General features: G+C 56.1%; 21 protein-coding genes. 10 read left to right on the top strand and 11 right to left on the bottom strand.

Features of this window, described 5'->3' with window-relative positions; all coding sequences use genetic code 11:
* Positions 1-48: 48 nt before the first annotated feature.
* On the bottom strand, positions 49-912 hold the full coding sequence (locus A936_RS14610) for a LysR family transcriptional regulator (RefSeq protein WP_008459127.1): 864 nt from the start codon (positions 910-912) through the stop codon (positions 49-51).
* Between the two features lie 88 nt (positions 913-1000).
* On the opposite strand from A936_RS14610, the gene A936_RS14605 reads away from it, so the two are divergent.
* The 3 genes from A936_RS14605 (at position 1001) to A936_RS14595 (ending at position 3908) form a co-directional block, all read left to right on the top strand.
* Positions 1001-1456, top strand: a complete 456-nt coding sequence (locus tag A936_RS14605; RefSeq protein WP_008459125.1) for a multidrug/biocide efflux PACE transporter — start codon at positions 1001-1003, stop codon at positions 1454-1456.
* Positions 1457-1558: 102 nt separating this feature from the next.
* Complete coding sequence (locus tag A936_RS14600) at positions 1559-2977, top strand: aldehyde dehydrogenase family protein (protein ID WP_008459123.1); 1419 nt, start codon at positions 1559-1561, stop codon at positions 2975-2977.
* 1 nt (position 2978) lies between these two features.
* On the top strand, positions 2979-3908 hold the full coding sequence (locus tag A936_RS14595) for an AraC family transcriptional regulator (protein ID WP_008459121.1): 930 nt from the start codon (positions 2979-2981) through the stop codon (positions 3906-3908).
* Here the strand turns inward: A936_RS14595 and tam are convergent.
* Entirely contained in the window at positions 3905-4663 is a 759-nt protein-coding gene (gene tam / locus A936_RS14590; RefSeq protein ID WP_008459119.1) for a trans-aconitate 2-methyltransferase, read from the bottom strand. The genes A936_RS14595 and tam overlap by 4 nt on opposite strands.
* A gap of 66 nt (positions 4664-4729) precedes the next feature.
* Here tam and A936_RS14585 point away from each other — a divergent pair, with 66 nt between their 5' ends.
* Positions 4730-5020, top strand: coding sequence for a hypothetical protein (locus tag A936_RS14585; protein ID WP_008459118.1), 291 nt, complete (start codon positions 4730-4732; stop codon positions 5018-5020).
* 39 nt (positions 5021-5059) lie between these two features.
* Here the strand turns inward: A936_RS14585 and ydfZ are convergent, their stop codons facing one another.
* Positions 5060-5263, bottom strand: coding sequence for a putative selenium delivery protein YdfZ (gene ydfZ, locus A936_RS14580; protein WP_008459116.1), 204 nt, complete (start codon positions 5261-5263; stop codon positions 5060-5062).
* Between the two features lie 270 nt (positions 5264-5533).
* Here ydfZ and A936_RS14575 point away from each other — a divergent pair, with 270 nt between their 5' ends.
* Both A936_RS14575 and A936_RS14570 read left to right on the top strand, forming a co-directional pair.
* Complete coding sequence (locus A936_RS14575) at positions 5534-6436, top strand: alpha/beta hydrolase (protein WP_008459115.1); 903 nt, start codon at positions 5534-5536, stop codon at positions 6434-6436.
* 148 nt (positions 6437-6584) lie between these two features.
* Positions 6585-6842 (top strand): MafI family immunity protein, encoded by a 258-nt coding sequence (locus tag A936_RS14570; protein ID WP_008459113.1) that lies wholly within the window; start codon positions 6585-6587, stop codon positions 6840-6842.
* 45 nt (positions 6843-6887) lie between these two features.
* Here A936_RS14570 and A936_RS14565 read toward each other — a convergent pair whose 3' ends face one another.
* The 3 genes from A936_RS14565 to ftrA form a co-directional block, all read right to left on the bottom strand.
* Complete coding sequence (locus A936_RS14565) at positions 6888-7247, bottom strand: RcnB family protein (RefSeq protein ID WP_008459111.1); 360 nt, start codon at positions 7245-7247, stop codon at positions 6888-6890.
* 192 nt (positions 7248-7439) lie between these two features.
* Positions 7440-7535, bottom strand: a complete 96-nt coding sequence (gene mgtS, locus A936_RS23310) for a protein MgtS (RefSeq protein ID WP_008459108.1) — start codon at positions 7533-7535, stop codon at positions 7440-7442.
* Positions 7536-7656: 121 nt separating this feature from the next.
* Positions 7657-8661 carry a transcriptional regulator FtrA gene (ftrA, locus tag A936_RS14555; protein WP_008459105.1) on the bottom strand — a complete coding sequence of 335 codons (1005 nt, stop codon included), beginning with the start codon at positions 8659-8661 and terminating at the stop codon, positions 7657-7659.
* 65 nt (positions 8662-8726) lie between these two features.
* Here ftrA and A936_RS14550 point away from each other — a divergent pair, with 65 nt between their 5' ends.
* On the top strand, positions 8727-9116 hold the full coding sequence (locus A936_RS14550) for a rhodanese-like domain-containing protein (RefSeq protein ID WP_008459102.1): 390 nt from the start codon (positions 8727-8729) through the stop codon (positions 9114-9116).
* Here A936_RS14550 and A936_RS14545 read toward each other — a convergent pair.
* Complete coding sequence (locus A936_RS14545; protein ID WP_008459100.1) at positions 9113-9856, bottom strand: sulfite exporter TauE/SafE family protein; 744 nt, start codon at positions 9854-9856, stop codon at positions 9113-9115. The genes A936_RS14550 and A936_RS14545 overlap by 4 nt on opposite strands.
* Positions 9849-10208, bottom strand: a complete 360-nt coding sequence (locus tag A936_RS14540; protein WP_008459098.1) for an antibiotic biosynthesis monooxygenase family protein — start codon at positions 10206-10208, stop codon at positions 9849-9851. The genes A936_RS14545 and A936_RS14540 overlap by 8 nt, the downstream gene beginning before the upstream one ends.
* A gap of 75 nt (positions 10209-10283) precedes the next feature.
* Between A936_RS14540 and A936_RS14535 the strand changes: the two genes are divergently transcribed.
* Positions 10284-10964, top strand: a complete 681-nt coding sequence (locus tag A936_RS14535) for an ArsR/SmtB family transcription factor (protein WP_008459096.1) — start codon at positions 10284-10286, stop codon at positions 10962-10964.
* 103 nt (positions 10965-11067) lie between these two features.
* On the opposite strand, the gene A936_RS14530 is transcribed toward A936_RS14535, so the two are convergent.
* Together A936_RS14530 and A936_RS14525 are read right to left on the bottom strand one after the other, a co-directional pair.
* Positions 11068-11985, bottom strand: a complete 918-nt coding sequence (locus tag A936_RS14530) for a bestrophin family protein (protein ID WP_008459094.1) — start codon at positions 11983-11985, stop codon at positions 11068-11070.
* 124 nt (positions 11986-12109) lie between these two features.
* Complete coding sequence (locus tag A936_RS14525) at positions 12110-13648, bottom strand: methyl-accepting chemotaxis protein (protein WP_008459092.1); 1539 nt, start codon at positions 13646-13648, stop codon at positions 12110-12112.
* A gap of 194 nt (positions 13649-13842) precedes the next feature.
* Here A936_RS14525 and A936_RS14520 point away from each other — a divergent pair, with 194 nt between their 5' ends.
* Both A936_RS14520 and A936_RS14515 read left to right on the top strand, forming a co-directional pair.
* Entirely contained in the window at positions 13843-15180 is a 1338-nt protein-coding gene (locus A936_RS14520; protein ID WP_008459090.1) for an esterase-like activity of phytase family protein, read from the top strand.
* A gap of 144 nt (positions 15181-15324) precedes the next feature.
* Positions 15325-16083 (top strand): alpha/beta fold hydrolase, encoded by a 759-nt coding sequence (locus tag A936_RS14515; RefSeq protein WP_034809423.1) that lies wholly within the window; start codon positions 15325-15327, stop codon positions 16081-16083.
* 195 nt (positions 16084-16278) lie between these two features.
* Here the strand turns inward: A936_RS14515 and A936_RS14510 are convergent, their stop codons facing one another.
* Positions 16279-18015, bottom strand: coding sequence for an ABC-F family ATP-binding cassette domain-containing protein (locus tag A936_RS14510; protein WP_008459085.1), 1737 nt, complete (start codon positions 18013-18015; stop codon positions 16279-16281).
* Positions 18016-18368 lie beyond the last annotated feature (353 nt).

Below are 18368 nucleotides of genomic sequence, written 5' to 3'. Positions count from 1 at the left end.
TTAACCTGAAAGCCATGCGGGTGACAACCGCAAGCGTGTGCCGAGTTATTACCGCCGCTCGCGTAGTCGGTCGATCAACCAGCGGCCAGCCGGGCCGGGCGGCGTTTTGTTCGACCAGGCGACATCCACCTCAAGATTTTGCGGCCAGCCTTCCACCTTCAGCGGCTTAAGCACGCCGTGTCCAAATTGGTTAACCAGCCAGCTCGGCAAAATTCCCCAGCCAAAACCCTGTTCCGCCATCTCAAGCAGCAGCAGTAAAGATGGGGACGACCAGATAGGGCCGCGTGCGGCGACCTTACCGGGGCGCACAAAGGTTTTAAGCACCAGTTGCCGCACGGTATGTAGCTCATCCATCCGCACCTCTGTCTGCTTCGCCAGCGGGTGATCGCGATGAAAAAAAATGGTCATTTCTGCACCAACCTGAAGGCGGGCAACGGTGATATCCGGCGGGTAACTCTCCTGAACCCGCAGGACGCCGACGTGGGCGCGGCCAATCTGCAGACTATCAATCACGTCTTCATCCTCAGCAATAATGCATTCAAATTCGATGTCCGGGTAACGCTCGGAAAACTGCTGCAGGATGGATTCGTGGTGGGCGGTTTGCCACATGTCGGAAAGCACAAACGTCAGGCGCGGCTCGACGTTGTCCGCCAGCCTGACGGAAACTTCATCCAGCCGCTCGCTGGCGGCAAAAATAGCCTGTACATAGGGCAAAACGCGCTGCCCGTGCGGGGTAAGCGTGGGCTGCCTGGCGTGGCGATCGAACAGCGTCACGCCAAGGTCAGCTTCCAGGTTGGCAATAGCGCTGCTGATGGTGGACTGGCTCTTTTTCAGCTTGCGTGCGGCGGCGGAAAAAGAACCCGTTTCAACGGCCTGTAAAAAGGCTTCCAGTGATTCCGGGGAGTAACGCATAAACTATCGCTTTTATCGATGGCTGTTAGCTATATTATATCAATAATTGCGATGATAATGGCGACCTTGTGAAAAAGGAGTTATCAAAATGAAATCGCAAAACAACAGAAGCCTGTCTGAGCGCATTGTGCATGCCGTCGGCTTCGAGGCTATCGCCATCGGTATCTGTGCGCCAACCGCCGCCTGGCTAATGAACAAACCGCTTTTCCAGATGGGTGCGCTGGCTATCATGCTGTCCACCGTCGCGATGGTCTGGAACATCATTTACAACGCCGGGTTTGATAAATTTTACCCGCCGTCACTCAAGCGTGGTATGGGCTTGCGCGTTGCGCACGCGCTGGGCTTCGAAGGGGGCTTTATTCTGATTGGCCTGCCGCTTGCCGCCTGGATGCTGAATGTCACGCTGCTGCAGGCGCTGATGGTAGAGATTGGTTTCTTCCTGTTCTTCCTGCCGTACACCGTGGCTTATAACTGGTGCTACGACTGGCTGCGCGCCAGACGCTTTCAAAACGTGGCCAGCAGAGAGATGAAAAAGCAGTCCTGATTTGCAGGATTGTGCAAGCATCAAACAGGATTGCGCTACAGGAAAACGGCCGCGTTCGACGACACTTTAAGCCGTCAGACACAACCCCCTGGAGCGCAATAAATGAAAACCATCGACACCCTATATATTAACGGTCAGCACGTCACGCCCCACGGCACTGAGGTGCTGACCTTAATTCATCCCGTCAGCGAACAACCTGTCGCTCAGGTTCGCCTGGCAGACGAAGAAGACACCCGCCTCGCCATTGCTGCGGCAAAAGCCGCATTTCCGCAAATGCGCCTTTCCAGCCGCGAACAAAGAATGATTTGGCTGCAGCTGCTGCACGACGCCGTGAAAGCGCGTGAAGACGAGCTGGTGGAAACTATGGTGGATGAATACGGCTGCCCGATAGCTTTTGCCCAAAGCACCGTGGCTCGCTCGTACAACAGCTTCCTCCAGGCAATCGATCTGCTGAAAGACTACTCTTTTGAATCTCAGGCGGGGATGGCGAAAGTGGTCATGGAGCCGCTGGGCGTGGTGGGGCTCATTACCCCCTGGAACGCTAACTACGGCTTTATCGCGGGCAAACTGTCGATGGTGATTGCCTCCGGCAGCACAGCGGTTATCAAGCCCAGCGAGCTCAGCGCCCGTCAAACGGAGATCATCACGGAATGCCTGCATGCCGCCGGGCTGCCCGACGGCGTGATTAATATCGTCACCGGCCTGGGCAATGTGGTTGGTGCGGAAATCACGCGCCACCCGGACGTGGCTAAAATCTCGTTCACTGGCTCAACGGCGGTGGGCAAAACGATTGCCCGTGACGGGGCGGCAACCATGAAGCGCGTCACCCTTGAACTGGGCGGCAAGTCTGCCAACGTGCTGCTGGACGATGCCGATCTTGATACCGCTATTCCGCTGGCGCTGCAGGTCATGAGCTGGAACAGCGGCCAGGCCTGTATCGCAGGGACTCGCCTGCTGGTGCCAGAAAGCAGGCTGGCCGAGGTCAAAGCGCAAATTCTCAAACATCTGGCTATTCTGGTACCAGGCAACCCGCGGGATCCGAAAACCAACATCGGGGCCGCCGTGACCGCCCGGCAGTACCAGCGCGTGCAGGAGTATATTCGTAGCGGGATTGCCGAAGGGGTGGAGCTGCTTTGCGGCGGAGAAGGGCGTCCCGAGGGGCTGGCCAGCGGTTACTTTGTGAAACCGACGGTGTTTGTGAACGTGCGCAACGACATGACCATTGCCCAACAGGAAATTTTTGGCCCGGTGCTGTCGGTGATTACCTACCGCGATGACGCCGAAGCAGTGCAGATCGCCAATGATACGGTTTATGGCCTGCAGGCCTACGTTAGCGGGAAAGATACTGTGCGCACGGCGGCCGTTGCCCGGCAGCTTATCGCGGGGCGCGTGTTCGTCAACGGCGTTTATGACGAACCGCTCGCGCCGTTCGGCGGTTTTAAACAGTCCGGTCTTGGCCGCGAATTTGGCACTTACGGGCTGGAAGCGTATCTTGAACCCAAAGCCATCATGGGGCAGTAATATGCAACCAACCGAGCGGCCTTCGGGCCGCATTATTGACGAACTGCACCAGCGTGTCGCCCGTCGTTACCCGGCGGGCGGCGGCGGGGTGAAGGAGCTGAGCTGCGCGCTGCCGTGGCTGAGCTTTATTCGCATCGAACAGCCGACGCTGCTCAATCGCGGGATGCTTTCTCCGTCCATGTGCATGGTGCTGCAGGGCAGCAAAAAAATGCTTATCGGTGACAACGTCACGGAGTACGGTCCCGGCAGCTATTCGCTGGCAGCCGTGGATATGCCGGTGTCCGGGCAGGTGACCCGCGCCAGCGAAGCCGAGCCTTACTACGGCGTGCGCATCGACCTTGACGGGAAAGAAATTGCCGACCTGATCATGAACATGAACGTGGTGCTGCCGGACGGCAACGGGGAGAAAACCGGGGCCTGGGTCGCCGCCGCGGAAGAAGAGCTCCAGGGCGCTTTTCTGCGCCTGGTCACGCTGCTGGACAGCCCGCAGCATCTGCATGCCCTCGCGCCGCTCATCAAGCAAGAAATTCTCTACCGGTTGGTCATCGCTCCCGCCGGGGCTTCATTCTGGAAACAGGCGCTGGGCTGGGCGCAGGGCAAAGGCGTGGGGGAAGCCATTAACTGGATCAAACAGAATTATGCCGAGCCGCTGGTCATTGATGAGCTGGCGAAGCGCGTCGGCATGAGCGCTTCCAGCCTGCATCACCGCTTCAAAGCTCTGACGATCATGAGCCCACTGCAGTACCAAAAACAGCTTCGCCTGCTGGAGGCCCGCCGGCGTTTATTGAGCTGCGAAGGCGATGTGGCCAGCGTCGCCTGGAAGGTGGGCTATGATTCCCCCTCCCAGTTTAACCGGGAGTATCGCCGGGCATTTGGCGCGTCGCCGCTGCAGGACATTGATGCCCTGCGTCAACAGGGCACTTCATTCTAGGCCGTTTTTCGCGCCACAATAAACAGGCGGGGGAACGGCATCAACACGTTGCCGTCATGCTGCTTGCGGTAGGCGCGCTGCAGCAACTGGTGATAGCGCTCAAGAAACGCTTCCTGCTGCATGGCGTCCAGCCCGTGCAGGTAAGGGCGCAGGCCCGTCGAGCTTAACCATTCAATGATGGCGCGGGCAGAAGGCATAACGTGGAAATACGTCGTGCGCCAGATATCCACCGTGCAGCCGCTTTCGGCCAGCAGATCGTAATATTCCTGAGCCGTTAGCAAGGCTTCGCGGCTCGAGCGCGAGATCCCCAGTTCGTCGGCAACCTGGCGCATTAATGTATGCGTGGGCTCCTGCCAGTTATCGGGCATTTGCACCGCCAGCACGCCGCCGTCTGCCAGCTGTGCCGCCAGGTGTGGGAAGACCTGCTTATGGTTGGCTATCCACTGCAGCGAAGCGTTGGCGAAAATCACATCCTGTTTCACGGCGGGCTGCCAGGTGGCGATATCCGCCTCTTCAAAGCGGCAGTCTGGCAGTGCGGCACCGGCTTTGGCGAGCATCGCGGGAGAGTTATCCAGCCCGGTAATCGAAGCTTCTGGCGCCAGATTACGCAGCAGCGCCGTGGAGTTGCCGGGGCCGCAGCCCAAATCGGTAAAGGTGTTTGCGCCAGGGTGGTTAATTCGGGCAACCAACTCAGCGGCCGGGCGGGTACGTTCAGCTTCAAACTGCAAATAGAGCGCGGGGTTCCAGTCCTGCATCGTTTTATCCTCGTTGCTTTGCTAACATTGCCGACAAATTATTTTATACGCTATTGAAGGTAACGCATGGCTAAACATCCGGTTGGCAAATATTTGAGACTAGAGCTCACCCATAACGACAATGATCTGCTGATTTATGTGGTGAAGGGCAGCCGCATCGAAGACATGCCGCCTGACGAGGATGAGGATTATCCGGGGGAAATGCACCTGGCGATGCCGAAAATGAACCGGGAGCTGGACGCCGAGCTGGCGCGTTTGCTGGAGGAAGCATCCGGTGGCGACGTTATCGTGATCATCTGTGCCGCTGACAGCGTGTTTGAGCACGGTTTTTCGCAGGTCAGGGCACTGCGTAAATAGCATCCGTTACCCGGCGGCAGGCCGGGTAACTTTTAGCCATCAGTGTAAGCCCAGGCGGAATAATTCCGTCGGTTCAAATTGCCCTTCACAACCTTCCACTTCCACGCATTTGCTGCGGCGAATTTGCTCGGCATTTTTACCTTCACCGTGAATGGCTTTAATTAGCCCGGTTTTGCCTGTGCCGTTAATCAAAACGCGGCTGCCGGTGGTAATGGAATTCCTGTTGCGGTCCCAGGTCATCATCATGTTGAGCACTCCTCTTAACGAATGAAACAGTTTGACCGGAGCCTATTTAAGGCCGATACGCGGCAGGATTCATTAATCAAAATCAAATTGTATGATGAATTGATTGTTATTTTGCGATGCGTAAAGTGGACAGAATGATTTCCACCAGGCGGTTTTTCTCCATAATTAACTCAAGCGAAACGGCTGGTTACGTATTGCTGGTTTAGAATATGACTTTAGACACACTCTTTTGGCATAGTGATTAACCTGTATTGTCAGGAGTTTACTATGGATCGTCGCCATTTTATTACCTGTGTTACCGCCGGATTGCTCGCGGCTAAAGTGGGCGTCTCGTTTGCTGCATCAGGCGTGAAGCGTTCGGCTATTCCGCTGTGGAAAGGCACGCCACCGGGCGGTGGTGGGCCGACAGGGAGTATTCAGACGTCGGCGCGCGGGGCGCAGAGCAATATTGCGCTCCCGATTCTGACCGTGATTGAACCCGAATCACCTAATGGCCAGGCCGTGCTGGTGGCGGCGGGCGGGGGCTATAAGCGCATTGAAATGGGGTCAGAAGCCTGGCCCGCGGCGGAATGGCTGGTGGCGCGGGGATATACCGCGTATGTGCTGAGCTACCGTTTGCCGTCGGAAGGATGGACTGATGGCAATCTGGTTGCCTTGCAGGACGCGCAGCGCGCGTTAAGAATCGTGCGCGATCGTGAACATAACGTCAGCGTGCTGGGCTTTTCCGCCGGTGGGCATCTGCTTGGCCTGGCCGCCACGCGACCCGATTACCGCTCGTATCCAAAGCAGGATCGTTTAGACGAGAAACCCGCCTTTGCCGACCGTGCGGCGTTAATTTATCCGGTCATTACGCTGGAAAAACCTTATGAGCACACCTCTACGCATAAAATTCTGGTCGGCAAAGATGCTTCATCAGCCGAGAACGCCGCCTGGTCCGTGCAGAATTATGTCACCCCGCATTCGCCGCCGTTTTTCCTGGTCCAGGCCGAAGACGACCCAATTTCCGACCCGCAGAATACGTTAATTATGGCCGCGGCCTGTGAGCAGCAGCATGTGCCGGTAGAAATGCACCGCTACAGCAGCGGCGGCCACGGTTTCGGCATGGGCAAACCTGGCACACCGACCGTGAAATGGCCCGATCATTACGCGAAATGGTTGGCGAAAAGTTAGTGTCGGATCGTTATCTGAAATAAGTATTACGCACGCCCCTCAAGAAATTTCCCCGCAATCCGATATCCATAGGGATGTATTTCGGCAGGATGCCGTTTCCCATTCCCAATGATGGCACGCAAATAACAATTAACTTTACGTGGTCAATATGGATATCAACGAAAAAATCAAAACCTTTGGTGAGGCTCTTAAAAACCGGCTCGATTCGTCACTCATTGACTTCGCGCTGGAATATATCGACTTCTCAGAAAATGTACTGGCTTTTGAAACGCTGTGTGGACATATCGCAAATTATCAGGTGCGTATTAGCCCTGATGAGTACAGGCAGGTACTGGATATTGCGGGGTTACTGGAGATCGACAATCAATATACTGAAATCGATCCCCTGAGAAATTTATTAAATTAAACCCTTTCGCTGTTAAGGATATCCAGCCTCAGGGTTGGATTATCCTTAGTGCTGATAAAATATATCGCCAGCCATTGCCTGAAGGATCTTTCCTTCGGCGTCGGTAATTAAGACATAATTGCCGCCCATGTAGGTCCAGTGGCTACCGGCCTGTGGCGCAGGGAGATGGCGAAGCTGCCAGCTTTTGATGTTATAGGGTTCGGTCCGGTAGATGTCGGGCGCAATGTCGCCGATCTTGTACATTTTGAAATCTGAGGAGAATTCTTTCAGTTCATAGGACTGTGCCGACGTGCCCGGTGCCGTCGCCTTTAGCTGCTTATCACCTGAATAGGCAAAGGCCAGAGAGGGCAGCGCGCCCGCGAGCCATACCGCTGTTAATACCGCTACTTTTGTTGACTTGCGCATAAATTCTCCAGAGTGAATCCAGTCTGCTTTTGTTGATTCCGTATAGGAAGACAACAAATTGTGCCGATTTACTCATTACGCGCTGTATTTTTTTGTTAGCAAATCCTCCACCGCAATGGAGCAGAAATGAAAACGCCTCCCGGAAAGTTTATTTCGCGAGAGGCGTCGTAGGTGGGGGAAGGTCACCGTTCATTAGTCATCCCATTTGTGGCTAAACCAGGCAGCAAGAAAACCGGAAAATAAGATGAATCCCAGTACTGCCATAAATACGTTCATGTTCCCTAACATAGTTAATCCTCCAGATTACTGCATTTCTATAGAAATACCTCGCGTGATAAAAAAGGGTTTACTCAGATGAGTGGAGCTATCATACCGTACACAACTTAAACAATCCCTAACCGCAGGTAAATTATTCGTTTTGTGAAGTAAATGCGTTTCTGTATGTGGCGGGAGACGTTCGAAGATGTTTCCGGAAATGATGACGCAGCGTCGCCGCTGAGCCAAATCCCGTCTGTTCGGCAATATGCTCTATCGGCAGCGTGCTGTTTTCCAGCAGCTCCCGGCAGCGTTTAAGGCGGGTTTGCAGCAGCCAGGCGGCGGGCGTGAGGCCCGTCGCGGCTTCGAAGCGGCGTAAAAAAGTTCTCGTGCTCATGCCGACATAGGCGGCCAGGCTTGCCACGGAGTGCCGCTCGCTTAAATGACGCTGCAGGTGATCAAACAGCGGCGCAAACCGCTCACCTTCGTACTCTACGGGGACTGCTTGTTCGATAAACTGCGCCTGGCCGCCCTCGCGATGAGGCTGCACGACTAAGCGCCGGGCAACGCTGTTGGCCGCTGCGGCACCAAAATCCCGGCGCACCAGATGCAGGGCGAGATCGATGCCCGCCGCGCTGCCCGCCGAGGTCAAAACATCCCCGTTATCCAGATAAAGCACGTCCGGGATCACTTCGATCGCCGGGTAACGCGCCTGCAGCGCTTCCGTGTAGCGCCAGTGGGTGGTTGCCCGCTGGCCATCAAGCAGACCAGTTGCCGCCAGCACAAACACGCCGGAGCAAATGGACATCAGGCGTGCACCGCGCGCATGTGCCGCCCGCAATGCCGCAATAAGTGACTCTGGCACGGATTGATCGATCCCGCGCCAGCCAGGAACCACGATCAAACTGGCTTCAGCCAGCAAATCCAGCCCGCCATCAACCGCCAGGCGAATACCGCCCATCGCCCGCAGTTCGCCGGGCTCAATGCCGGCGACGGCAAAGCGATACCAATTCTCACCCAGCTCGGGGCGCGGCAGGCCGAAAATTTCTACGGCAACGCCGAATTCGAACGTGCAAAGGCCGTCGTAAGCCAGCGTGACGACAAGAGGGTTTTTAGGCAAGGGGGCTAATTTTGTCATGATATTTACGCTAATCGTCATTCGTGCCAGCTGTCAAGCCTCCGTCGCGGCGTCAGAATCAAAGCTCAAACCAAAAGGAGATAAACATGAGCTACGTGACTGACCACCCTGCGGCAGCCTCAGAAACCGTCGCCGCGCATTACCTGCACAAACTGTCGCTTGAAACCGACTGTGCCGACGTCAACGCGGCGATCCAGAGCGGCGATCCAGATTTTGTGCTGCTGCACGTGGTGGGTTCTGATGAAACATTTGCCCGACGGTACCTGCCGGGGGCTATTCATTTACCCCATCGGCTGATCACCGAATCCCGCATGGCCGAATGGCCCGAGGACACGCTGTTTGTGGTGTACTGCGCCGGGCCGCACTGCAACGGTGCCGACCGGGCGGCCCTGAAACTGGCACAGCTCGGCAGGCTAGTGAAGGTGATGCCCGGCGGCATCACCGGCTGGGAAGATGAAGGTTTGCCTTTCGCCTAAATCAGCGCGCGGAGCACCATATCACCGCCAAGCAGAACGAGGCAGATCAGGAAGCCGCGCTTGAAGGCTAATGGGCTGATGCGCCTGCGGATACGCTGGCCTGCAAACAGGCCGATAAGCGCGGCGACAACCGCCATGACGGACGTGCTAATGGCTATTTCCTGCAGCGCGCCGTGCCACCAAAGCCCGGCGGCCAGTGCAAGGGTTGAAAAGGTAAAGGACAGCCCGAGCGCCTGCACCAGTTCATCGCGCTCAAGCCCAAGCGACTGAATATAGGGCACGGCGGGGATCACAAACACGCCCGTGCCACCGGTCAATAAACCGGTGAGGAGGCCGATCAGCGGCGAGAGCCAGCGCTCGTGGCGGGCGGGAAGGTGCAGCGGCCTGGCAAACAACGTCCATAAGGCATAGACGATCAGGGCAATGCCCAGCGCCACGGTGGTTGCATGACTACTGCCCGAGGCCAATAAACTGCTGCTGCCAAGGGTACCCAGCACAATGGTTAGCATCATCGGCCACAGGCGTTGGAGCAATGCCGCCAGGTTGCCCCCTTCATAAAGCTGGAAAATATTGGTCAGGAAAGAGGGTAAAAGCAGCATGCCCGCCGCCGCCACCGGGGAAATCAATGACCCCAGAATCCCCATGGCGACGGTAGGTAACCCCATCCCCGTGACGCCCTTGACGGTGCCAGCGAGAACAAAAGTAGCGGCAATGGCAAGGCTCAGGCTGAGATCATTCATTCGTGTTTTCCTTATGTGCGTTGCGGCTATCCTGCGGAGCCTGTTCGCGCTCAAACATGCCGTAATTGCGGATCACGTCCGCCACCCTGAGCCGGTAATCGCTAAAGACCGAGTGGCGGCCCTGGCGCTGAACGCTGCGGTGTAATTCCTGATTGCGCCATTGCAGCACGGCGGCCTCATCGCGCCAGAACGAAAGCGACAGGATTTTTCCAGGTTCGCTAAGGCTTTGAAAACGTTCAATGGAAATAAACCCATCAATATCGGCAAGCAGGGGTTTTAGCTCTGCCGCCAGTTCAAGATAGCGGCTATAGTGTCCTTCTGCAGGCAGGACTTCAAAGATTACGGCGATCATCAGGTTGCTCCTTATTGTTATCTCCTGCTAACCCTAATCCATCGTCAGACAGGACGCTTCGCTGAGCATCGAAATATGGAAACAGATTTTCTCGAAACCCGGCTTGCCGCCGTTGCCGCCGCCATTGCGGACAAAACACGGGCCAGCATGCTGTGCGCGTTAATGGATGGCCGGGCCTGGACGGCAACTGAACTGAGCATCATGGCTAATGTGGCACCGTCCACGGCCAGCAGCCATCTGGCAAAGTTAATGGAGCAATCGCTGATTGCCTGCGTGCAGCAGGGGCGACATCGTTACTACCGGCTTCACAGCAGCCAAATTGCCGGAGCGCTGGAAGGATTAATGGGGCTGGTTGGCCGCGATGACGCGACTATGCGCACCAAAACCCCCGGCAATCTTCGCTACGCCAGAACCTGCTATGACCATATGGCGGGAGAGATCGCCGTGGCACTCCATGACGCATTATTTCGCCTTCGCTGGCTGGAGGGGGAAGAGTATGTGGTCACCGCCAGGGGGGAAGAACAATTGCTGCTTCTGGGAGTAAACGTGGAAAGCGGGGCCTCGCGCCGGCGCTACGCCTGCGGCTGTCTGGACTGGAGTGAAAGACGCGAACATCTGGGAGGACAGCTAGGCAAAGCGTTGCTGCACACCTGCGAACAAAAAGGGTGGATGCGGCGGGATCTGGTCAGTCGTGAGCTGCACGTGTCCGAGAGCGGGAAGCGTAAGCTGGCAGGATTGTTTGGGGTGGCGTTTTGACAGAGTTTTCACCTCTCCCCAAAGGAAAAGGGAGAAAATAGCCGACGGGGAGCATGAGTGATCCCCTCTCCCTTTGAGGGAGAGGGTTAGGCTGAGGGTAAAATCAGCTCAGCCGATAATGCCTGTTCGGCTGCAGCGCCTCTGGCTTCTCCGCCTCATCGTTCATATCCCGTAAATCACGCTCCATCGCCACGCAAATAGCATCCAGCGGCAGGTCGTTGTCCTCGGTACCAAACGGATCTTCCAGCTCTTCGGCCAGCGAGTCGAGGGAAATAAAGGTATACGACACAAACACGGAAACAAACGGCGTCATGTAGTGGAGGTCGGTCACCAGAGCAAACGGCAGCATGATGCAGAAGATATACACCGTGCGGTGCTGAATCAGGCTATAGGCGAAGGGCATCGGCGTAGTAATAATGCGTTCGCAGCCGCCGGACACCGCCGACAGTTCGTTCAGATGATTGTCCAGGCTGCGCCATAGCACGTCTGAAATCACGCCTTGCTCGCGCTGCTGGTTCAGCCAACTGCCCATCAGCATCAAAATACGGTTACACGGCGCATGACTTGCGCTGACCCAGGCCAGATCCTGCGGGCTAAGGTAACGACTAAGCGTTTCCTGCTGCGGCTTTTTGCGCAACGTCATGCGCAGGCTGTTGCAAAAGGCGACCTGTAAATTCACAAACCGCTGCACCGTTTCGGGCTGATCTCCCGCCAGCGTTTTCACCTCGCGTAACAAAGAGCGCGACGTGATGGCCAACTGGCCCCACAGCAGACGCGCTTCGTTGAAGCGTGCGTAGCAGGCGCTGTTGCGGAACCCGAGAAAAATGGCGATAGCCACGCCGAGAATGCTGAATGGCGCGATGGTGAGCTTGATTCCGAGGGTTTCGTACCACGGCAGGAAAAAAATAACGCTAATAGAAAGCAGCAGATTCAGCAGCAGGCGGGAATAAATCTTTTCCAGCACTGAGCCGTGCCAGACGAAGAGGCGAGCCAACCAGTGTTGATGCGGGCGAACGATCATGATGAGTAACAGACTAGTAACAAGAGACTGTATTTAACGGCAGACTGTGACGCAGATCAATCTTTATCGCTACAGAAACTTAACAAAGGCTACCTCAAAGCGCGTTGAGGTAGCCCCAGGGTTATCAGGCGAGTTTAAACACTGAAACCGACTCATTGAGCCGCTGCGACTGATCTTTTAGGGAATGCGCGGCGGCAGAGGCCTGCTCAACCAGCGCGGCATTTTGCTGGGTGACCACGTCCATTTGCAGCACGGCCTGATTAATCTGCTCAATACCGCGGCTCTGCTCATCGGTAGAAACGGCAATCTCAGCCATCAGCGTGGTGACCTGGGTAATCGACGTAAAGATACGTTTCATGCTTTCCCCGGCCCGGTTGACCAGCTCGCTGCCGTTGGTGACCTGCTGGCCGGACAGCTCTATCAGCTCTTTAATTTCTTTTGCCGCCACGGAAGAACGTTGGGCGAGATTGCGTACCTCCGCTGCGACCACCGCGAAACCGCGACCTTGTTCCCCGGCTCGTGCGGCTTCAACCGCCGCGTTAAGGGCAAGAATATTGGTCTGGAAGGCGATGTCTTCGATGATGGAAATAATGCTGTCGATTTTGCCGGAACTGGTTTCGATATTGCGCATAGAGCCGATGACCTGGTCGACGATTTGCTGACCTTCGCTGGCCGCCGCGCGCATACCGTTAGCCAGCGTATTGGCCTGATGCGAGCTTTCTGAGGTCCGTTTAACCGTGACGGTCAACTGTTCCATGCTGGCCGCCGTTTCACCCAGCGATGCCGCCTGCTCTTCGGTGCGAGCGGACAGGTCGGTATTGCCCGCCGCAATCTCTTCTGATGCATAGCCGACGGTGGTGCTGGACTCGCGTACCTGGCTGATGATTTCGGTGAGCGACAGGCGCATTTGCTCGAGGCTGTGCATCATCTGGCCGATTTCATCATTGGATTTGATATCAATGGAACGGTGCAGCAGGCCGTTGGCAATTTCAGCGCAGTGTGCCTTCGCGGTGTCCAGCTCTTTGAGGACGCGAACTTTCAGCAAAACAAACACGGCGGCAAGAATCGCGATAAACAGCGCGGCAAACAGGCCGATGGCGACAAAACTCGACTGAAAACCTGCCTGTGCGTCGGCGTTGAGCTGGTGTGCGTGTTGCTCCCGGAATGCCAGCAGCTTATCCAGCGTAATTTCGAACCCCCGATCGAGCGCCGGGATGGTACCCGTGACCAGTTCCGCGCTGCGGGCTTTGTCATTGGCCTGGGCGGCCTCTAACAGAGGCAGCAGCCCTCCGTCACGATAGGCGAGCCAGGCGGCTTTATAGTCATCGGCGAGCGCTTGTTCCCCGGACTGCTTCGTCGCTTCAAGATAAGCCTTAAAGCTGGTGTCTGCTTTACCCAGCGCTTCTTTTGCCCCAGCCAGGCTCTGGCTAGCCTGCTCGGCGTTGCCGGATTCCATCTCCTGAATGGCCTGCATGGCGCGAACGCGCATCGTGCGGCTGTGGTTAATGGGGTCAATGACGGATAACACTACGCGTATTTCGCTGTTGACGTCATTGAGGGCATGGTTGCTGCGGGTAAGAGACCAAATATTGGACGCCGTGCTGGCGAGAAAAATAAGCAACAGCGTGCTGAAAACCAAAATCGAAAAACGCCTGACTGACATACTAAATCCTTAAGTCGGTGAAATATTCTTATCCCAGCCGCGCTGAAGAGCATTCAACACTGCTGGCTGTAGGGTTATCGGCAGCTGAAAGGGGATATTTACCGGGCGGGAAATTTAGAGCACAAAGTGTAATCTTACTGTCATCTGGCTATTTTATAACTCCGGTACCTCAACCACCGATATATATAAAAACCATGAAATTAAAAACACTTGCCTTACTTTGCAGTACCGTATTCCCTCTGGCTGGTCACGCTGCGGATGCGCAGGTTGACCGTTACGTTGTCACGTTCCCGCAAGGGGACAGCGTGGCCTACACAGGTGAATACGCCGCTAACTTCCCGCACGGACTGCCGGTAGGCGTTGGCTCGGGCCTGACCTTTATGGGCAAGCAGGGCGACGACCTGATCTTTACTACCGTGACGGATCGCGGGCCCAATGCTGACTCGCCGAAAGCCGGGAAAAAAGAATCCAAGATTTTTGCAAATCCTGACTTCACGCCGCTGCTGATGACCATCCGCGTGAGCAACGGTAAAGCCGAAGCTATCGACGCGAAGCCGCTGCATGATGCGCAGGGGCCGATTAGCGGGCTGCCGCTGCCGGAAGGGCTGATTGGCGCAACCAATGAAATTGCCCTGAGCGATACGCTCCAGAAGTTGAAGAGTGACCAGCGCGGGCTGGACACCGAAGGGATCACGCCGGACGGCAAGGGCGGTTACTGGCTGTGCGACGAGTACGGCCCGTTCGTTATCCATGTGGATGCTGACGGCAAAATCCTGAAAAAATATGGCCCGCAGGCTGAGCACGGTGAACAGGGCGTGGCGGGCGGATTGCCGAATATTGTCAAATGGCGCCAGCCTAACCGTGGGTTCGAAGGCATCACCCGCATGCCGGATGGCCGGATTATTGCGGCGGTGCAGAGCACGTTGGATATTGACGGCAAAACCAAAAACAGCGCGCAGTTCACGCGTCTGGTCAGCCTCGAACCGGCGACCGGTAAAACCGAAATGTACGGCTACCCGATCGACGTGGACGTCTATAAAAAAGCCAAAGATGCCAAAATTGGCGATATCGTGGCGCTGGACAACCACCGCCTGCTGCTGATTGAGCAAGGCGGTGACAAAAACAAACAGATGCGCAACCTGGTCTACGTGGTTGACCTGAACGGCGCGTCCGATCTGGCCGGGTTCGATAAAGAAAAAGCCCCTGAGTTTGATGATGCTGAGCAACTGAAGGCGCGTGGCATCAAGCTGGCGAGCAAAAAAGAGGTTGTCGACCTGCGCAAGCTGGGCTGGCAGCAGGAAAAAGCCGAAGGCATGGCGCTGATTGATAATCAGACGATTGCCGTGATCAACGACAACGATTTTGGCCTGCAGGCCGTGCTGGCGAACGCCGATGACTACCAGGTGGACGGCAAAGGTCACCTGCTGAAAGACGGCGCGGAAGTGGCGACCAAAATTGAGCTGAAGCCGCTGGAAAAACCAGAATCACAAAACGATTTCTGGGTGATTAAGCTGCCCGAACCCCTGAAGTAATTTTTGCCCTTGCTCCTTTGTCGCCTGCGGCAGAGGAGCAAGCCAATGATGCCAGGCGGGCCAGGCGCATTTTAGAGAAAGGAGTGGCAGGAAAATACGGTATACTGTATATAAACACAGTTATTGTAAGAAAAGGGAATGCTGATGCAAAACTTCTTCTCCGCCACGGCGCAATGTCGGGTGCGCTATCTGGATTTACCCGGCGGGGGTGTGCCGCTCCTGTTCATTCATGGTCTTGGCTGCGCTTCCTCTTATGACTATCCCCGCGTGGTCAGCGATCCGGCATGGAGTTCCCGGCGTAGCATTCTCATCGATCTCCCCGGCAGCGGGTACAGCGACAGGCCGCAGTCTTACGGCTACAGCACCCGTGAACAGGCAAGTGTCGTGGGCGAACTGGTGGAACATTTAGGGTTAAATCGCTTTTTTCTTTACGGGCACAGCATGGGCGGCAGCATCGCCATTGAAGTGGCGGCGTCGATGCCGGGGAAAATCGCAGGGTTGATGGTGTCGGAGCTCAATTTCCGCGCCGGCGGCGGGATGTATAGCCGCATGATTGCCGCGCAGACCGAAGACGAATTCGTGGCTCATGGTTACCAAAAAGCAATCGCGGCTAACGCGGAAAATCCGTGGTCCGGCAGCTTGCAAAATAGCGATCCCAGTGCTCTATGGCGCGCCGCCGTTAGTCTGGTAAGCGGCATCGAACCGGACTGGTATCAGCTTTTTGCTCAGCTAAAAATCCCCAAAACGCTTATTTTCGGTGAGCTTTCGCTGCCGGATGAAGATTTTACCGCATTCCAGCAGGCCGGGGTGACGACCACCATCGTACCGAGCGCCGGGCACGCTATGTCCTGGGAAAACCCCGCCGGGCTAGCCAGGGTGCTCGCCGAGCAGTGCAGGGCGTAATAAAAAAGCCATCCCGAAGGATGGCTTTTGGTGACAGACGAAGAGGAAAAAAGCGTGGTTTTTTCCTCTTCGTGGTTATCAGCCGAAAATCAATGAATTGATTTTCCTGTTTCTTTTGACGGATCGTCTGGTATTTCTTCTATTGATAGAGGTTTGTCAGCGGCCTGAAAGCCATCCCGAAGGATGGCTTTGGCTTTAAATCGCTAACTTTTTATTTAACGCCTCAATTTCTTCCCGCCACTGTTTTTGCAGCGCCGGTTTCTGGTGCTTTTCCTTGCGCGTCACGTCCTCCGCCAGCTTTTCCTCCAGCTCGATAAGCCGTTCCAGCAGCGCATCGCTTTCTCTATAGTGCGGTGCTTGCTGGATGACTTGCTCTGGCTGGGATTTCACTTCGGTCAGCGGCAGCCCGCTTTCCTCTGCTGTCAGCAGGGCGTACAGCGCGTCCAGGTCGTGCCATTCGCTCAGCACGCCGTTGTTCACCAGCCAGAAGCGGTTGCAGCCTTTGGCTATCAGCTCGCGGTCGTGGGTCACTAACAGCACGCCACCTTCAAAGGTTTGCAGCGTTTCCGCCAGCGCCTCTTTGCCTTCCATGTCCAGGTGGTTGGTCGGTTCATCCAGCATCAGCAGGGAGTAGCGGGCCAGCGTCAGGCCAACGAACAGCAGACGCGAACGCTCTCCGCCGCTCAGCGTACTGACGGCTTGCTGGTGTCGCAGCCACGGAAATCCGGCGCTGATTAACGCCATTTTCCTGTCCTGCTCGCTGAGCGGGGCAAACGGCTCCAGCGCCTCCAGCAGCGAATCACCGTCGTTAAGCTGATGCAGCGTCTGGTCGTAATACCCCAGATGCACCCGAGGATGCAGGCGAATAGCGTCCTCACGCTCTGACTGCTGGTACTGCTGCCAAAGCAGGCGCAGCAGAGACGACTTGCCGCAGCCGTTCCGGCCTATCACCGCCACGCGGTCGCCGCTTTTCACTCGCTGCAACGGCAGAGTGAATAGAGGTTCACACTCCGGCGCAGGCCGAACGTGAAGCGCTTCCAGCTCCAGCAGCCTGTCGGCAATCAGCGCTTCACCTTTCAGCTTAAGCTGCCACTGGCTACCCGCCGTGAGCTCAGTTTGCTCGTCCTTCAGCCGATCAATGCGCTTTTCCATCTGCTTGGCTTTTCGGGAAAGGTCTTCGTTGTCGTAGACCCGGCCCCAAATTGCCAGCCGTTTGGCGCTGGCGGTAATGCGGTCGATTTCCTTTTGCTCCGCCTGATGGCGGTGGGCATCGGTTCTGTCCCGTTCCTCCAGCGCACTGCGCGCCTGAGAACACGGTAGCGCAAAGAAATGCAGCGAACGATCGCGCAAAATCCAACTGCCGTTGGTGACGTTATCCAGCAGGCTGCGGTCGTGCGAAACCAGCACGAAGCTGCCGCTCCAGCCGCGCAGGAACTGTTCCAGCCACAGCAGCGTGGGCAAGTCCAGGTGGTTACTGGGTTCATCCAGCAGCAGTAAATCTGGCTCACTAATTAGCGCTCGCGCCAGCAGCAGGCGAGTATGCTGCCCGCCGCTCAGCGTGCCGGAAGTCAGTCGCCAGTCCGTTTCGCTAAAGCCCATACTTGCCAGCAAAGCTTCTGCCCGCCAGCATTCACTATCTCGCTGGTTTTCCTCAATTTTCGCCAGCACAGCATCGAGCATGGTCATCGTATTGAGGCTTTCCGGCAGATGCTGTTCAACCCTTGCCATCAGGCAGCTAGCCGCCTGAGTCACCGAGCCGCTGGTGGGCGAAAGAGTGCCGTCCAGCAGTTTCAGCAGGGTGCTTTTGCCACAGCCGTTATGACCGATCAGGCCAATACGGTCGCCTTTTTTCAGGGTAAAAGTGATGGACTCCAGCAGCGAACCGAAAGCGGTGTCGAGGTGCAGAGATTGGGCGGTTAATAAAGTGCTCATATGTGCTTACTCAAGAGTTATGGCGTGCAAACGCCTCGTCGTATAACGCTGACGATAACCCGGTAAGCCCGAGAGAAGGGATTCAGTAAGTTTCTTCGCTCAAGCCGAAGTTATCGCAGCACGGAACCGATAACGCTTGAGCAGAGACGATCGCCAAAAGTATGCGAACGGTTAAAGCGCTCACAAGACATCATGGGGATCCTCCTTATATATATTGAGTGAATGGGTGGGCGGATTGTAGCGGGAAAGTTAATGGGTTGCCACCTGCCAGAATTTGTTACGAATGCATTCGACGGCGACGTCGCTGCTTACCCTCACCCTAACCCTCTCCCTGGAAGGGAGAGGGAATAGAT

Source organism: Enterobacter sp. Ag1 (genome assembly GCA_000277545.1).
Taxonomy (GTDB): domain Bacteria; phylum Pseudomonadota; class Gammaproteobacteria; order Enterobacterales; family Enterobacteriaceae; genus Cedecea.
Note: the sequence above shows the minus strand (reverse complement) of the source record. Positions and strands in the feature narration are given on the sequence as shown.

Coding starts and splice junctions, on each gene's coding strand:
- A936_RS14515 (WP_034809423.1), top strand. CDS start 15,325: ATGCAAAACTTCTTCTCCGCCACGGCGCAATGTCGGGTGCGCTATCTG.
- A936_RS14540 (WP_008459098.1), bottom strand. CDS start 10,208: ATGATCGCCGTAATCTTTGAAGTCCTGCCTGCAGAAGGACACTATAGC.
- A936_RS14575 (WP_008459115.1), top strand. CDS start 5,534: ATGGATCGTCGCCATTTTATTACCTGTGTTACCGCCGGATTGCTCGCG.
- A936_RS14570 (WP_008459113.1), top strand. CDS start 6,585: ATGGATATCAACGAAAAAATCAAAACCTTTGGTGAGGCTCTTAAAAAC.
- A936_RS14525 (WP_008459092.1), bottom strand. CDS start 13,648: ATGTCAGTCAGGCGTTTTTCGATTTTGGTTTTCAGCACGCTGTTGCTT.
- A936_RS14585 (WP_008459118.1), top strand. CDS start 4,730: ATGGCTAAACATCCGGTTGGCAAATATTTGAGACTAGAGCTCACCCAT.
- A936_RS14535 (WP_008459096.1), top strand. CDS start 10,284: ATGGAAACAGATTTTCTCGAAACCCGGCTTGCCGCCGTTGCCGCCGCC.
- A936_RS14530 (WP_008459094.1), bottom strand. CDS start 11,985: ATGATCGTTCGCCCGCATCAACACTGGTTGGCTCGCCTCTTCGTCTGG.
- A936_RS14520 (WP_008459090.1), top strand. CDS start 13,843: ATGAAATTAAAAACACTTGCCTTACTTTGCAGTACCGTATTCCCTCTG.
- A936_RS14565 (WP_008459111.1), bottom strand. CDS start 7,247: ATGCGCAAGTCAACAAAAGTAGCGGTATTAACAGCGGTATGGCTCGCG.
- ydfZ (WP_008459116.1), bottom strand. CDS start 5,263: ATGATGACCTGGGACCGCAACAGGAATTCCATTACCACCGGCAGCCGC.
- tam (WP_008459119.1), bottom strand. CDS start 4,663: ATGCAGGACTGGAACCCCGCGCTCTATTTGCAGTTTGAAGCTGAACGT.
- A936_RS14610 (WP_008459127.1), bottom strand. CDS start 912: ATGCGTTACTCCCCGGAATCACTGGAAGCCTTTTTACAGGCCGTTGAA.
- A936_RS14510 (WP_008459085.1), bottom strand. CDS start 18,015: ATGAGCACTTTATTAACCGCCCAATCTCTGCACCTCGACACCGCTTTC.
- A936_RS14595 (WP_008459121.1), top strand. CDS start 2,979: ATGCAACCAACCGAGCGGCCTTCGGGCCGCATTATTGACGAACTGCAC.
- A936_RS14545 (WP_008459100.1), bottom strand. CDS start 9,856: ATGAATGATCTCAGCCTGAGCCTTGCCATTGCCGCTACTTTTGTTCTC.
- A936_RS14605 (WP_008459125.1), top strand. CDS start 1,001: ATGAAATCGCAAAACAACAGAAGCCTGTCTGAGCGCATTGTGCATGCC.
- ftrA (WP_008459105.1), bottom strand. CDS start 8,661: ATGACGATTAGCGTAAATATCATGACAAAATTAGCCCCCTTGCCTAAA.
- A936_RS14550 (WP_008459102.1), top strand. CDS start 8,727: ATGAGCTACGTGACTGACCACCCTGCGGCAGCCTCAGAAACCGTCGCC.
- mgtS (WP_008459108.1), bottom strand. CDS start 7,535: ATGTTAGGGAACATGAACGTATTTATGGCAGTACTGGGATTCATCTTA.
- A936_RS14600 (WP_008459123.1), top strand. CDS start 1,559: ATGAAAACCATCGACACCCTATATATTAACGGTCAGCACGTCACGCCC.